The following is a 14752-nucleotide window of genomic DNA, read 5'->3' as shown; positions in this document are numbered from 1 at the left end:
GTACTCACCCTCTCGGGCTTTCCTCCGGGCTTCCCTTCGGTCTTGCGTTTCCGACTCTATCAGATCCTTTCGGGCCTGATTCCCAGTCAGCGGGGTTCGCCTTCCCGGCCGTTTGGCCGTTCCGACGAGTGAGACTTTAGCGGATTCCCGGCTCCCGACCTAATCGGGGTCCTGCTCCCTTTCGGGCGCGGATTCCTCATTTCGCTTATACGCACGCCAATGAATCGCCTGCAGACAGACTGCCGACGTCGATCAGTAGTGGTACTTGCGGAATGGCTGTCCGGGGACCGACCGGAGTCGGTGCTCACGTCGGACAACTCGGAGAACAGTACGGTCGACGTCGGGGCGTGTCAACTCGCTGCCCGATCCCGCCCCCGGCGCGTACCGTGGTCCGCATGACCACGCGTACGTACAGCCAGTTCTGGTGGGCCGCCTGACGGCGGCCGGCGCTGCGTATGCACTCAACGGCCGCCGCCTCGGCGGCCGTTTTGTTTCTCCCTCCGGTGACTCCGAGGGGCGGCCGACCGGGGACGGCGGCCTCCGCGAGGAGAGGGAGAAGAGATGACACGGGTCTTCAGTGGGGTCAAGCCCACCGGGCATCTGACACTGGGGAACTACCTGGGGGCCATGCGGCAGTGGGCCGCGGTCGACCAGCACCGCTCGGACGCGCTGTTCTGCGTGGTCGATCTGCATGCGCTGACCGTGGACCACGATCCCGCGCGGGTGCGCAGGCTGAGCCGGCAGGCGGCGACCTTGCTGCTGGCGTCGGGACTGGAGCCGGAGCTCTGCACGATGTTCGTGCAGAGCCACGTGGACGAGCACGCGCGGCTGTCGTATCTGCTGGAGTGCGTGGCCACCGACGGCGAGATGCGGCGGATGATCCAGTACAAGGAGAAGGCGGCCCGGGAACAGCGACGGGGCGGGAGCGTGCGTCTGTCGCTGCTGACGTATCCGGTGCTGATGGCGGCGGACATTCTGGCCTACGGCGCCGATGAGGTGCCGGTGGGGGACGACCAGGCGCAGCACGTGGAGCTGACGCGGGATCTCGCGGTGCGCTTCAACCAGCGGTACGGGCACACCTTCGTGGTGCCCCGGGCCACGCATCCGAAGGTGGCGGCGAGGGTGATGAACCTGCAGGAGCCGAGGTCGAAGATGGGCAAGAGCGATGACACGGGGCCGGGGATCGTCTATCTGCTGGACGAGCCGGACGTGGTGCGGAAGAAGGTCATGCGGGCGGTGACCGACAGCGGGCGTGAGGTCGTGTACGACAGGGACGCCCGTCCGGGGGTGGCCAATCTGCTGGAGATCCTCGCGGCGTGCTCGGGTGGGAACCCGGAGGCGTTGGGCGGTGTATATGAGTCGTACGGGTCTTTGAAGAAGGACACCGCGGAGGCTGTGGTGGAGGTGCTGAGACCTGTGCAGGCGAGGCACAAGGAGTTGTGCGCGGATCCTGGCTATGTGGAGGGGGTGCTGCGGGATGGTGCGGAGCGGGCGCGGGGCATGGCTCGGCCGACCGTGGATGCCGCTTATCGGGCGATCGGACTGTTGCCGGCGGGGGCGGATACCGGTGAGCCCGCGCTGAACGCGGCTCGGTAGGCACGCGGGCTGGTGGCGAGGCGCGATGCGAAGTGCTGGCGCATAGTGACCTCGCTGCCAAAGCCGGCGCGGCGGGCCACTTCGGGCATGGGGAGATCGGTGCGTTCGAGGAGTCGCTGGGCAGCGGCGAGCGGACGAACTGCGCGTGCGTTCGGCGGTGTCGCTGCACGGGGGCGGGTTCGCGGCGGTGGTGACGACGCAGGACGTGCTGACCGCCGCGAAGTGAGCCCCGCGCGCGCGGGGTTCGGGCCGGCCGTCAGTCCTTGGTGCCGCTCGCGAGTTCGCGGCTGCGGTCGCGGGCGGCTTCGAGGGCGGCGATGAGGGCGGCTCGTACGCCGTGGTTCTCGAGTTCGCGGATGGCGTTGATGGTGGTGCCGGCGGGGGAGGTGACGTTCTCGCGGAGTTTCACCGGGTGCTCGCCGCTGTCGCGGAGCATCGTGGCGGCGCCGATCGCGGACTGGACGATCAGGTCGTGCGCCTTGTCGCGGGGCAGGCCGAGCAGGATGCCGGCATCCGTCATGGCTTCGACCAGATAGAAGAAGTACGCGGGACCGGAGCCGGAGAGCGCGGTGCAGGCGTCCTGCTGGGACTCGGGCACCCGGAGCGTCTTGCCCACGGCGCCGAAGATCTCCTCGGCGTGGGCGAGGTGGTCGGCGGTGGCGTGGCTCCCGGCGGAGATGACCGACATGGCCTCGTCGACGAGGGCGGGGGTGTTGGTCATGACGCGGACGACCGGGGTGCCGGCGGCGAGGCGGTCCTCGAAGTAGGCGGTGGGGATGCCCGCGGCGCCGCTGATGACCAGGCGGTCGGCGGGGACGTGGGGGGCGAGTTCGTCGAGGAGGGTGCCCATGTCCTGCGGCTTGACCGTGAGGATCAGGGTGTCGGCGGTCTTGGCGGCTTCCTGGTTGGAGACCGGGGTGACTCCGTAGCGGGTACGGAGTTCTTCGGCTCGCTCCGGGCGGCGGGCGGTGACGAGGAGGTCGGTGGGGGCCCAGCCGGCGCGGATCATTCCGCTGAGCAGGGCTTCGCCGATCTTGCCGGTGCCGAGGACTGCGACGGTCTGGGTCATGGCTGGGGGTGCCCTCCGGGGGTGCGTCGTCCTGGAGGCGATTCTCCCATCCCGGGGGGTGGGTGGGGCGGAGCGTCCAGTGGGCGGGACGTGGGCGGTGGGTTGCTGTCGAGGGTTTTTCGCCCCGGCCGCCCCTTCCCGTCCCGTCCCCGGGGCGCGGCCCCCGGACCCCCTCGGCCCTGAACGGGCCCTGTCCTCAATCGCCGGACGGGCTGCTCAAGTCGCCGGACGGGCTGCTCACGCCGTTCGGCGTTTCAAGGTCGCCGCGCCCAGGCCCAGGACGAGGAGACCGCAGGCCGCCACGATCAGGGTGTCGCGGACGAAGACTGTGGTCATGTCCGTGTGCCTGAGGACCTCGTTCATGGCGTCGACGGCGTAGGACATGGGGAGTGCGTCGGAGATCGCCTCCAGGACGGGGTGCATGGCGTCGCGGGGGGTGAAGAGGCCGCAGAGGAGGAGCTGGGGGAAGATCACCGCCGGCATGAACTGGACCGCCTGGAACTCTGAGGCCGCGAAGGCCGAGACGAAGAGGCCGAGGGCCGTGCCGAGGAGGGCGTCGAGCAGGGCCACCAGCAGGAGCAGCCAGGGGCTGCCGGTGACGTCGAGGCCGAGGAACCAGACGGCGAGGCCGGTGGCGAGGGCGGACTGGATGATCGCCAGGGTGCCGAAGGCGAGGGCGTAGCCGGCGATGAGGTCGCCCTTGCCGAGCGGCATGGCGAGGAGGCGTTCGAGGGTGCCGGAGGTGCGCTCGCGCAGGGTGGCGATCGACGTGACCAGGAACATCGTGATGAGCGGGAAGATCCCGAGGAGTGAGGCGCCGATGTTGTCGAAGACGTGTGCGCTGCCGTCGTACACGTAGCGGAGCAGGAGCAGCATCAGGCAGGGGACGAGCAGCATCAGCGCGACGGTGCGCGGGTCGTGGCGGAGCTGGCGCAGGACCCGGGCGGCGGTGGCGGTGACGCGGGAGACGTTCAGGGCGCGCGTAGGGGCGGGGGCGGTTGTGCTCATCGGGTCGTCTCCTTCGTACGGGCTGCCGTGTTCGCCTCGTCGACCAGGTGCAGGAAGGCCTCCTCGACGGTCGCGGAGCCGGTGCGGGCGCGGAGGGCGTCGGGGGTGCCGGCGGCGAGGATCTCGCCCGCGCGCATCAGCAGGAGGCGGTCGCAGCGCTCGGCCTCGTCCATGACGTGGGAGGAGATCAGCAGGGTGGTGCCGTGTTCGTCGGCGATGGTGTGGAAGAGCTGCCAGAGGTCGCGGCGCAGGACGGGGTCGAGGCCGACGGTGGGTTCGTCGAGGACGAGGAGTTCGGGGGTGCCGAGGAGGGCGACGGCGAGGGAGACGCGGCTGCGCTGGCCGCCGGAGAGGTTGCCGGCGAGGGCGTCGGCGTGGGTGGTGAGGTCGACGTCGGTGATGACCCGGGTGACGTTCTCGTGGCGGCGGCCGGCGGCTGCCCGGCCGGGGTCGAGGATCGCGGCGAAGTAGTCGAGGTTCTGGCGGACGGTCAGGTCGTCGTAGATGGAGGGGGCCTGGGTGACGTAGCCGATGCGGGTGCGCAGGGTGGGGTGGCCGGCGGGGCTGCCGAGGACGTCGAGGGTGCCGGTGACCTTGGCCTGGGTTCCGACGACGGCGCGCATCAGGGTCGACTTTCCGCAGCCGGAGGGGCCGAGGAGGCCGGTGACCCGGCCGCGCGGGACGGTGAAGTCGAGGCCGTGCAGGACGGTGCGGGGGCCTCGGACGACGGTGAGGTCACGGGCGCGGACGGCCGGTTCCTCCGTGGGCCGGGAGGAAGAATTCATCATGTGATGAATATTGCTCCCGGCCGGGTGCGCCGTCAACCCGTCGGGCTCGGGGGTGTCGTCGCGAGGAGGAGCAGGACCTCGTACGTCTCCTCGACGATCCCGTCGGGGAAGACCTCCAGGACGTGCCGTCGCTCCTCGGCGAGGTAGGCCGCGCTGCGCTCCTCGCCCTGCAGCAGGAACAGCGAGTGGCTGCTGAGGTTGGCGAGGTGGGTGTCGAGGGGGACGCGGCGGCTCCAGCGGATGTCCCGGCGTACGACGTCGAGACGGCCGGCGAGGTCGGCGGTGTGGTGGGAGCCGAGGGCGCGTTTCTCGGCGGAGACGTCGAAGCCGAAGTGGCGGGCGGCGCGTTCGCCGGCCTCCGCGATCCATGGCACGTCGAACGCGCTGGTGTTCCACCACAGGGCGAGCGCGCCGCCCGGGCGCAGCACTCGTACCGCCTCCGGGACGGCGTGGGCGGGGTCGGTCCAGTGCCAGGCCTGGGCGTAGGTGAGGAGGTCGGTGCGGTGGCCGGCGAGGGGGAGGGCGTCGCCGCTGCCCCGGACGACCGGCACGCCGGGGAGGGTGCGGCGGAACTCGGCCGCCATGCCCTCACCGGGCTCGACGGCGATCACGTCGGCGCCGCGCTCGCACAGGCGGGCGGTGGCTATGCCCGTACCGGCGCCGACGTCCACGACCCGGGAGCCGGCGAGGGGGCGGCCGGTCAGCTCCTCGATCGCGTCGAAGAGCGCGGGCGGGTAGGAGGGGCGGGCGGCCGCGTACTGGGCGGCGGCCGCGTTGAAGGAGTGCGCTCGGGTGGTGTGCGTGACCTGGCCGGACCTCGGTGTCGTCATACGGCCATGGTGGCCGGGCGCCAGGAGGACCGCGGGGATTTTCCGGCGGGGTCAGGAGCGGCGGCGGCGCTTCTTCGACGGGTTGCCCGAGCGGCGGGTGACGCGCTTGTCGTACTCCGCGCGTGCCTTGTCGTACTCCGCGCGGTGGAGTCTCTCGCCCGGCGCCTCGGTGAGGGAGCGGAAGAAGTAGGCGAGGAGGGAGCCGATGAAGCCGATGGACAGCAGGCCGCGCAGGGACGCCTGACGGTCGGGATCGGGGCGGGTGGTGTAGCCGGACCAGGTGTGGCGGAAGGCGAGCGCGCTGCAGATCGCGAACATGACGACCATGAGGAGCGAGACGAAGCTGCCGATGTCGGCGATCCGGAGCCCGTCGTAGGCGATGCGCAGCACGAAGCAGGCGGCCGCCGCCGCGGCGAGGGAGCCGACGGCGACACCGAGACGGCGGGCGGTGTAGCCGCCGGAGTGATCGACCCAGGTGGTGCCGAAGAAGCGGAGGGGCTCGGGCTGGGGACCGGCGAGGGCCCCCGGGGAGCCCGCGGGGCTGTCCGGGGTGGCGTTGGTGTCGTTCTCTGCTGCGCTCACCCGTCGATTGTGGCTCCTCCCCCACGCGTACGGGTGGGCGCCCCCTGCCGCCCCGGCGCCTTCGGGGCCCCTCCCGTGCCGGGGCCCCGTCGGCGTACCGCACGGACATCCGTGCGGGTCCCCTCGGACGGGGACCGCGCGTTCTAGCAGCGGGGCGCCACGTACCCGTCGCTGCCGGTGTAGATGTACGCGTCGGAGACGTACTGGCCGCTGCCGATGTTGTCCCAGACGTTCGAGGTGCCGTACGGGCCCGACACCCAGGTGCCGGTCGTCTGGCAGTTGATCCGGACCCGGGCGCCCTCGGACAGGACCCGGACGACCGAGTAGCCGGTGCCGGGGCCGCTGCGGACGTTCAGCCGGTGGCCCGGTGCCACCGGGTAGGAGGTCGCGGCGGCGGCCATCGTGGTGACCTCCGCCGCGGTCGCCTTCTCGTCCCCGCCCTCAATGTTCTGCGTCCGCTCCACAGACATGCGAAAACCTCCCCCGTTGGCCCCACGACTGTCGTGGGGTCACGTTGATTCCCCAGGAACAAGCCATGAAACACCAGTTCGTCACTCGTACACGAAGGTGGGCAAGTCGTCTCGGTCTCGTACGCACCATCGACTAGGCTCCGAACGTCGCGCGCGCGAACGAACAGCACGGGGGTGGTTCCATGGCGCCGCAGCGGAACGCCGGAGCGGGCGCGGAAGCGGAACTTCCCGAGTACGCCGGTCACTACCGTCTGGAGTCCTGTCTGGGCTCGGGTGGCATGGGCGTCGTGCATCTGGCGCGGAGCACCTCCGGGATGCGGGTCGCGGTGAAGGTCGTGCACGCCAGGTACGCCCTGGACCCCGAGTTCAGAGGGCGGTTCCGACAGGAGGTGGCCGCCGCGCGGCGGGTCAGCGGGGCCTTCACGGCGCCGGTCGTCGACGCCGATCCGGAGGGCGGGCGGCCCTGGATGGCCACCCTGTACATCCCCGGCCCGACGCTCTCCGAGCAGGTGAAGCGGAACGGTCCGATGGACCCGGACCAGTCGCGCCGGCTGATGGCCGGGCTGGCGGAGGCGCTACGCGACATCCACCGGGTCGGGGTCGTGCACCGGGACCTGAAGCCGAGCAACGTGCTGCTCGCCGAGGACGGGCCGAAGGTCATCGACTTCGGCATTTCCCGGCCACGCGACAGCGAACTGCGCACCGAGACCGGGAAGTTGATCGGCACGCCGCCGTTCATGGCGCCCGAGCAGTTCCGGCGGCCCCGTGAAGTGGGCCCCGCGGCCGACGTGTTCGCCCTCGGCTCGCTCATGGTGCACGCGACGACGGGACGCGGCCCGTTCGACTCCGACAGCCCGTACGTCGTCGCCTACCAGGTCGTGCACGACGAGCCCGACCTGACCGGCGTACCGGAGTCGCTCGCGCCGCTGGTGCTGCGGTGTCTCGCCAAGGAGCCCGATCACCGGCCCACGCCGGACGAGCTGATGCGGGAGCTGCGGTCGGTGGCGGCGGCGTACGACACCCAGGTGTTCGTCCCGGCGCCGCGGAGGCCCGACCCCCGGGAAGAGGCCGCGCCGGAGCCCCGGGCGGACGCACCCGGGAAGCGGCCCGCGCGGCGTCTCGGCAAACGGACGGTCCTGGTGGCCGGGGTGCTCTGCCTTGCCGTGCTCGGCGGACTCACGGCGGTTCAGGTGTTCGGCGACGGCACGGAACCGGTGCGGGAGACCACCGCCGCGCGGAGCACTCCGAAGGGCTTCGGGGCCTGGGAGGCCCTGCCCTCGGAGGGCGGCGGCATGCCCCAGTGCTCGTACGGGACGCGAGGGCTGCTGTGTGCGCTGCCCGGCGCGGTCTTCGCCCTCGATCCGGCCGACGGCCGCACGCTGTGGCGGCACGACGTCGCCGTGACAACCAGGAGCGAACCCCCGGTCGTGTCGGGCGGCCTCGTCCAGCCCTCCCTCGACCGGATCGGCGACCTGGAGGCACTCGACCCGGACACGGGCAAGCCGGTGTGGCGCGAGGACATGCCCGCGTACGAGGGAGTGCGGGCGGTCGGCGACATGCTGCTGCTGACCCACTCGGACGGGACGGTCACGGGCGTGGACAGCGCCTCGGGCGCGACCAGGTGGTCGCATCGGATTCCGGGGCAGGCCCTGCCGTACTTCCCCTCGCTCGCCGGGGAAGTGGGGGAAGCCGGGGCCGCCGGGGACGCCGGGGACGCCGGGGACGCCGGGGACGCCGGAAGCTCGGGCGGGCAGGCCGGGGAGCCGTCGGCGTACGCGTCGAGTCCGTCGGGGGACGGGAGCGGAACCCGGATCACCGCGGTGGATCCGGCGACGGGTGACGTGCGGTGGGACGCGGAGCTCGAAGGAGCCCTGACGCCCGTGGGGGTGACGGACGGGGCCGTGTACCTCCTGGCCGAGGGCGCGGTGTACGGAGACGCGAAGGCCGTCGTCCGCTACACGCCCGGCACGGGGACCGTCCGCCGGGTGGCGCTGCCGGTGCCGGTCGCGCAGGCGGAGGCCGGCGTGCACGGGGACACCGTGTACCTCATGGGTGCGGGCGGTTCGCTGGTGGCCGTCGACATGGCCGCGGGGAAACAGCGGTGGCGGCTGGAGACGGGCGTGAGCCGGGGCTCGAGGCCCGTCTCCGACGGACGGCACGTGTATGTCACGGCGCCCGACGGGCGGCTGCTGGGCATCGACGCCCGTAGCAGGACGCTCCTCGGGCAGACCCGGCCGCGGCTCGGCGCCGCGTCCGACCGCGTCCCCGCCGCACTGGCCGCGCCCGTACTCGCGGGCGGCCACGTCTACGCCGGTGCGCCCGACGGAACCGTGTTCGGCGTGGCGGGGCGCGACCCGGCCGACTGGTGATCCCGACGGGCCGCGCGATCCGGACGGGGCCGCGTACGCCGTGGTGGGACTGCGTTGGGGCCGCGTGTGCCGTGGTGGGGCACCTCCCGCCGTCCTGTCACCCCGAGGGGCGGCCAAGCCCGGCCGGCCCCCGCCGCCCGCCCGCCCGGGCGACGACGCGGGGCCGCCCCCCGTGGTGCGGGAGCGGCCCCGGCGCGGTCCCAGGGCCTCAGCCCAGCTTGCTCACGTCCCTGACCGCGCCCTTGTCGGCGCTGGTCGCCATCGCCGCGTACGCCTTCAGGGCCGCGGAGACCTTGCGGTCGCGGTTCTTCGGGGCGTACCGGCCGTCGAGGGCCTGCTCGCGGCGGGTCAGTTCCGCCTCGTCGACCAGCAGCTCGATCGAGCGGTTCGGGATGTCGATGCGGATGCGGTCGCCGTCCTCGACCAGGGCGATGGTGCCGCCCGACGCCGCTTCCGGGGAGGCGTGGCCAATGGACAGGCCGGACGTGCCGCCGGAGAAGCGGCCGTCGGTGATCAGGGCGCAGGCCTTTCCGAGGCCACGGCTCTTCAGGTACGACGTCGGGTAGAGCATCTCCTGCATGCCGGGGCCGCCCTTGGGGCCCTCGTAGCGGATGACGACGACGTCGCCCTCCTTGACCTGCTTGGTGAGAATCTTCTCGACCGCCTCGTCCTGCGACTCGCAGACGACCGCCGGGCCCTCGAAGGTCCAGATCGACTCGTCGACCCCGGCCGTCTTGACGACGCAGCCGTCGACGGCGAGGTTGCCGCGCAGCACCGCCAGGCCGCCGTCCTCGGAGTAGGCGTGCTCGGCGGAGCGGATGCAGCCGCCCTCGGCGTCCTCGTCGAGGGTGTCCCAGCGCTCGGACTGGGAGAAGGCCTCGGCGGAGCGCTTGCAGCCCGGGGCCGCGTGCCAGAGCTCGACCGCCTCCGGGGAGGGGGAGCCGGCGCGGATGTCCCAGGTCTTCAGCCAGTCGGCCAGGGAGGGGCTGTGGACGGAGTGGACGTCCTCGTTGAGCAGCCCCGCGCGGTGCAGCTCGCCGAGCAGGGCGGGGATGCCTCCCGCGCGGTGCACGTCCTCCATGTAGTACGTGCGGTTCTTGGCGACGTTCGGGGCGACCTTGGCCAGGCAGGGGACGCGGCGCGAGAGGGCGTCCATCTCGGTGAGGCCGAAGGGGACCTCGGCCTCCTGGGCGGCGGCCAGCAGGTGCAGGATCGTGTTGGTGGAGCCGCCCATCGCGATGTCGAGCGCCATGGCGTTCTCGAAGGCGGAGGCGGTGGCGATGTTGCGGGGCAGGACCGAGTCGTCGTCCTGCTCGTAGTAGCGGCGGGTCAGGTCGAGCACCGTGCGCGCGGCGTCCTCGTAGAGCGCCCTGCGGGCGGTGTGGGTGGCCAGGACCGAGCCGTTGCCGGGGAGGGAGAGGCCGATGGCCTCGGTGAGGCAGTTCATCGAGTTGGCGGTGAACATGCCGGAGCAGCTGCCGCAGGTCGGACAGGCGTTCTCCTCGATACGGAGGACGTCCGCGTCGGAGACCTTGTCGTTGGCCGCCTCGACCATGGCGTCGACCAGGTCCAGCGTGCGGACCGTGCCGTCGACCAGGGTGGCGCGGCCGGACTCCATCGGGCCGCCGGAGACGAACACCGTGGGGATGTTCAGGCGCAGGGCCGCGTTGAGCATGCCCGGGGTGATCTTGTCGCAGTTGGAGATGCAGATCAGGGCGTCCGCGCAGTGGGCCTCGACCATGTACTCCACGCTGTCCGCGATCAGGTCGCGGGAGGGCAGGGAGTACAGCATGCCGCCGTGGCCCATCGCGATGCCGTCGTCGACGGCGATGGTGTTGAACTCGCGCGGGATGCCGCCGGCCGCGACGACCGCCTCGCTGACGATGCGGCCGACCGGGGCGAGGTGGGTGTGGCCGGGGACGAACTCCGTGAAACTGTTGGCGACGGCGATGATCGGCTTCCGCCCGATGTCCGCACCGGGTACACCGGAGGCGCGCATAAGGGCGCGGGCGCCCGCCATGTTGCGTCCGTGGGTGACTGTGCGGGACCTCAGCTCGGGCATCGTCGCTCGCTCCTTCAGACCTTCGGGGAGTGGTCGGCCAGAGAGTTCTGACTGTCTCCGAGCGTACGCCGGTCATCCAGAGGGCGGGACGAGGCGTCCGGAATACGGGACGAATGTCTCAGTCGGGGCGGCCGGCGGCGGACGGTCGGACGCCCGTCCCGGACACCCGTCCCGGACGCCGGTCGCGGACGCTGGTCGCGGACGCCGGTCGCGGACGCTGGTCGCGGACGCCGGTCGCGGACCCGGCCAGGGGCTCGGCGGCCGGGCGACGCGGGCCTCAGTGGCCGGTGAGATGTCCCTGCACGACCGGCGCAACCCTTCTGATGATCTGCTCGGGGTCCGCCGAGGCCAGCGGCTCCACCTTGATCACGTACCGGATCATCGCGATCCCCACCAGCTGGGCGGCGGCGAGCTCGGCCCGCAGTTCCGCGTCCGGCACATCGAGCCGTCCGGCGACCCGGCGCAGCAACTGGTCACCGATCAGCCGGCGGAAGACGCCCGCCGCCGTCTCGTTGTCCACGGCGGAGCGGACGATCGCGATCAGCGGGGCCCGGGTCACCGGGTTCTCCCAGAGCCCGATGATCAGGCGGGTCATCCGCTCGCCGGCCTCCTCGACCGGACCGTCGAAGATCGTGTCCCGCACGGCGAACGCCGGTGCGTAGGCGACCTCCACCGCCGCCTGGAAGACCTGCTCCTTGGTTCCGAAGTAGTGGTGCACCAGCGCGGAGTCGACCCCGGCCGACTTGGCGATCCCCCGGACGGATGTCTTTTCGTATCCCCGCGCGGAGAACTCCTCACGGGCCGCGTCCAGGATGCGGTCCCGGGTCCCGGCCGATTCCGTACGCGGCGGGCGGCCGCGGCGCCGGGCCGTACCGTCGCCCCGCGCGGAGGCGCCGGAGCCGTCGCTCGCGGTGACGCCGGTCACCGGCGCGGCACCCTGAGCGCGGAGGACGAGGCCAGGTGCAGGCGGGTGAACGCCAGGGCCTCGGCCAGATCCGCCTCCCGCTCCGCGCTCGACATGGCCCGGCGGGTGTTGACCTCGATGACGACATGGCCGTCGAAGCCGCTCGTCGCGAGGCCCTCCAGCACCTCGGCGCAGGGCTGGTCACCGCGGCCGGGCACCAGGTGCTCGTCCTTGGCGGAGCCCCTGCCGTCGGCGAGGTGGACGTGGCCCAGGCGGTCGCCCATGCGGTCGATCATCCGCAGGGTGTCGGTGCGGGAGGTCGAGGCGTGGCTGAGGTCGATCGTGAAGTGGCGGTAGTCCTCTTTGGTGACGTCCCAGTCGGGGGCGTACGCGAGCATCTCGCGGTCGCGGTAGCGCCAGGGGTACATGTTCTCCACCGCGAACCGCACATCGGTCTCGTCGGCCATCCGCCAGATGCCGTCCACGAAGTCACGCGCGTACTGCCGCTGCCAGCGGAACGGGGGATGGACGACGACCGTGCCGGCGCCGAGCTTCTCCGCGGCCACCTTGGCGCGCTGGAGCTTGGTCCAGGGGTCGGTGGACCACACGCGCTGTGTGATGAGCAGACAGGGCGCGTGGACGGCCAGGATGGGGATGCGGTGGTAGTCGCTGAGTCTGCGCAGCGCCTCGATGTCCTGGCTGACCGGGTCGGTCCACACCATGACCTCGACGCCGTCGTACCCGAGGCGCGCGGCGATCTCGAAGGCCGTCGCCGTCGACTCCGGGTAGACGGAGGCCGTCGACAGGGCGACCTTCGCATCCGGGATGCGGACTACGTCCCTTGCTTCTGCCACGAGCCTCAGGTTACGGGGTGGTGTCGGGTGGATGCGGGGTGCCCGTTCGCCGTTGTGGCGATTGCCATACCGGGGATGCGGTTCCGGTGCGGTTCCGGTGCGGTTCCCCTGCGGTCCCGACATGGTCCCGCCCGGTCCCGGCATGCTCTCCCGCCGTGGTCTGTCGCGCGCCCGCGCCGGTCGACCCCGACGGCCACCGGCGTCTGTCGCGCACCCGCGCGGGTCGGCCGCCCGCGTGCCCCCCGCGCGGTGCCGCCGACCCACCGGCACACCCCGCGCGGCGCGCTGTCGGGCCGACGGCGCGCCGCGCGGCGCTATCGCCGGCCCATGTGGTCCAGGCGCCGGAGGATGACGCCCTCCCTCAGCGCCCAGGGGCAGATCTCCAGGCGTTCCACCCCGAACAGGTCCATCGCGCCCTCCGCGACCAGGGCCCCGGCCGTCAGCTGGCCCGCCCGGGCCTCGGAGACGCCGGGGAGTTCGGCGCGTTCGGCGGTGGTCATGGCGGCGAGCCGCGGCACCCAGGCTTCCAGGGACTCCCGTTTCAGCTCGCGCTGTACGTACGGGCCCTCGGCGGAACCGGGGGCGCCCGCGATACGGGCGAGCTGCTTGAAGGTCTTGGAGGTGGCCACCACGTGGTCGGGGACGCCCCGGCGGGTGAAGTCCCCCACCGTGCGCGCTATCTCGGTGCGCACATGGCGCCGCAGCGCGCGGACGTCGTCCGCCTCGGGCGGATCGCCCGGCAGCCAGCCGGCGGTGAGGCGGCCGGCGCCGAGCGGCAGCGACACCGCGGCGTCGGGCTCCTCGTCCATGCCGTAGGCGATCTCCAGGGAGCCGCCGCCGATGTCGATGACGAGCAGTTTCCCGGCCGACCAGCCGTACCAGCGGCGGGCGGCGAGGAAGGTGAGCCGCGCCTCCTCCTCACCGCTGAGCACCTGGAGCTCGGTCCCGGTCTCGTCGCGCACGCGCGCGAGCACCTCGTCGGCGTTGTCCGCGTCGCGCACCGCGGAGGTGGCGAACGGCAGCAGTTCCTCGACGCCCTTGTCCTCGGCCGCCCGGAGTGCCTCGTGGACGACCTCGATCAGTCTCTCCACCCCGGCGTCGCCGATCCCTCCGCTGTCGTCGAGGAGCTGAGCGAGGCGCAGTTCAACCTTGTGCGAGTGCGCGGGCAGCGGGTGCGCGCCGGGGTGCGCGTCCACCACCAGCAAGTGCACCGTGTTCGAGCCCACGTCGAGGACACCAAGTCTCATGTACGGAACGCTACTGCCCGCGGCACCGTGTGTTGCCCCGTTCGCGGCGGTCGAGCCGGTCCCGGACCCGGGCGCGGGCGACTTACCCTGGACGCGTGCCAAAGACGAAAAAGGCGAAGGACGAAAAGCCGGACAAGAAGGCCAAGAAGGACAAGAAGGCCGGTCCGGCCGGTGGTCCTTCGCGGGTGACAGCACCGCAGACTCCCGGGAAGGCGCCGGTGGGCGACGAGAAGGGGCTCGACTTCGCCCGCGCATGGGTGGAGTTTCCCGATCCGGCGGACGACGAGCAGGTCTTCCGCTGCGATCTGACCTGGCTGACCTCTCGCTGGAACTGCGTTTTCGGCAGTGGCTGCCAGGGCATCCAGGCGGGCCGCGCGGAGGACGGGTGCTGCACCCTGGGTGCCCATTTCTCCGACGAGGACGACGAGAAGCGGGTCGCGGAGCATGTGGCGAGGCTCACACCGGACATCTGGCAGCACCACGCCGAGGGCACGCGTAATGGCTGGGTCTCCGAGGACGAGGACGGCGACCGTCAGACCCGCCCGTTCCAGGGCTCCTGCATCTTCCAGAACCGGCCGGGGTTCGCGGGCGGCATGGGCTGCTCGCTGCACATCCTCGCCCTCAAGGAGGGCCGCGAGCCGCTGGAGACCAAGCCGGACGTGTGCTGGCAGCTGCCGGTCCGGCGGACCTACGACTGGATCGACCGGCCCGACGACACACGTGTGCTGCAGGTGTCGATCGGTGAGTACGACCGCCGCGGCTGGGGTCCGGGCGGTCACGACCTGCACTGGTGGTGCACCTCGGCCACCTCGGCGCACGGCGCCGGAGACCCGGTGTACGTCTCCTACCGCGCGGAGCTGACCGAACTGATGGGCAAGGCGGGCTACGACCGTCTGGCCGAGCTGTGCGAGGAGCGGCTCGCCTCACAGCTTCCGCTGCTGGCGCCGCATCCGGCGGACCCCGCCTGACCTTG

Annotated in this window: 13 protein-coding genes and 1 pseudogene; 3 read left to right on the top strand and 11 right to left on the bottom strand. The window is 72.0% G+C overall.

The features are described from left to right. Positions 1 to 561 precede the first annotated feature (561 nt). Positions 562 to 1596 (top strand): tryptophan--tRNA ligase, encoded by a 1035-nt coding sequence (trpS, locus tag ACIF9R_RS35490; protein ID WP_399986792.1) that lies wholly within the window; start codon positions 562 to 564, stop codon positions 1594 to 1596. Here the strand turns inward: trpS and ACIF9R_RS35485 are convergent. The 7 genes and pseudogenes from ACIF9R_RS35485 to ACIF9R_RS35455 all read right to left on the bottom strand — a co-directional run. Continuing rightward, a pseudogene (locus ACIF9R_RS35485) lies at positions 1527 to 1727 on the bottom strand (helix-turn-helix domain-containing protein); the annotation flags it as partial. The gene trpS and the pseudogene ACIF9R_RS35485 overlap by 70 nt on opposite strands. Before the next feature lie 125 nt (positions 1728 to 1852). Next, positions 1853 to 2665, bottom strand: coding sequence for a pyrroline-5-carboxylate reductase (gene proC / locus ACIF9R_RS35480; RefSeq protein ID WP_399986790.1), 813 nt, complete (start codon positions 2663 to 2665; stop codon positions 1853 to 1855). Positions 2666 to 2902: 237 nt separating this feature from the next. Further along, on the bottom strand, positions 2903 to 3673 hold the full coding sequence (locus tag ACIF9R_RS35475; protein WP_399986788.1) for an ABC transporter permease: 771 nt from the start codon (positions 3671 to 3673) through the stop codon (positions 2903 to 2905). Beyond that, complete coding sequence (locus ACIF9R_RS35470; protein WP_399986786.1) at positions 3670 to 4461, bottom strand: ABC transporter ATP-binding protein; 792 nt, start codon at positions 4459 to 4461, stop codon at positions 3670 to 3672. Before ACIF9R_RS35470 ends, ACIF9R_RS35475 begins: the two co-directional genes overlap by 4 nt. Positions 4462 to 4493: 32 nt before the next feature. Next, entirely contained in the window at positions 4494 to 5291 is a 798-nt protein-coding gene (locus tag ACIF9R_RS35465; protein WP_399986784.1) for a class I SAM-dependent methyltransferase, read from the bottom strand. 51 nt (positions 5292 to 5342) lie between these two features. Next, positions 5343 to 5873, bottom strand: a complete 531-nt coding sequence (locus tag ACIF9R_RS35460; protein WP_399986782.1) for an EamA/RhaT family transporter — start codon at positions 5871 to 5873, stop codon at positions 5343 to 5345. Between the two features lie 143 nt (positions 5874 to 6016). Then, the gene (locus ACIF9R_RS35455; protein ID WP_399986780.1) at positions 6017 to 6343 is read right to left on the bottom strand and encodes an SH3 domain-containing protein; all 327 of its coding nucleotides are present in this window, start codon (positions 6341 to 6343) and stop codon (positions 6017 to 6019) included. A gap of 182 nt (positions 6344 to 6525) precedes the next feature. On the opposite strand from ACIF9R_RS35455, the gene ACIF9R_RS35450 reads away from it, so the two are divergent. After that, positions 6526 to 8712: a serine/threonine-protein kinase gene (locus ACIF9R_RS35450; RefSeq protein ID WP_399986778.1), complete on the top strand. Its 2187-nt coding sequence runs from the start codon at positions 6526 to 6528 to the stop codon at positions 8710 to 8712. Positions 8713 to 8920: 208 nt separating this feature from the next. Here ACIF9R_RS35450 and ilvD read toward each other — a convergent pair whose 3' ends face one another. The 4 genes from ilvD to ACIF9R_RS35430 all read right to left on the bottom strand — a co-directional run bounded on the left by ilvD (position 8921) and on the right by ACIF9R_RS35430 (position 13779). Continuing rightward, entirely contained in the window at positions 8921 to 10774 is a 1854-nt protein-coding gene (gene ilvD, locus ACIF9R_RS35445) for a dihydroxy-acid dehydratase (protein ID WP_399986777.1), read from the bottom strand. Positions 10775 to 11051: 277 nt separating this feature from the next. After that, on the bottom strand, positions 11052 to 11699 hold the full coding sequence (locus ACIF9R_RS35440) for a TetR family transcriptional regulator (RefSeq protein ID WP_399986775.1): 648 nt from the start codon (positions 11697 to 11699) through the stop codon (positions 11052 to 11054). Further along, positions 11696 to 12532: a sugar phosphate isomerase/epimerase family protein gene (locus ACIF9R_RS35435; protein ID WP_399986773.1), complete on the bottom strand. Its 837-nt coding sequence runs from the start codon at positions 12530 to 12532 to the stop codon at positions 11696 to 11698. Before ACIF9R_RS35435 ends, ACIF9R_RS35440 begins: the two co-directional genes overlap by 4 nt. Before the next feature lie 314 nt (positions 12533 to 12846). Next, positions 12847 to 13779 carry a Ppx/GppA family phosphatase gene (locus tag ACIF9R_RS35430; protein ID WP_399986771.1) on the bottom strand — a complete coding sequence of 311 codons (933 nt, stop codon included), beginning with the start codon at positions 13777 to 13779 and terminating at the stop codon, positions 12847 to 12849. 95 nt (positions 13780 to 13874) lie between these two features. Here ACIF9R_RS35430 and ACIF9R_RS35425 point away from each other — a divergent pair, with 95 nt between their 5' ends. Continuing rightward, the gene (locus tag ACIF9R_RS35425) at positions 13875 to 14747 is read left to right on the top strand and encodes a hypothetical protein (protein ID WP_399986769.1); all 873 of its coding nucleotides are present in this window, start codon (positions 13875 to 13877) and stop codon (positions 14745 to 14747) included. Positions 14748 to 14752: the final 5 nt, after the last annotated feature.

The organism is Streptomyces sp. NPDC086080 (assembly GCF_044540255.1).
Taxonomy (GTDB): Bacteria; Actinomycetota; Actinomycetes; order Streptomycetales; family Streptomycetaceae; genus Streptomyces.
This window is presented reverse-complemented; position numbering and strand designations above follow the sequence as displayed.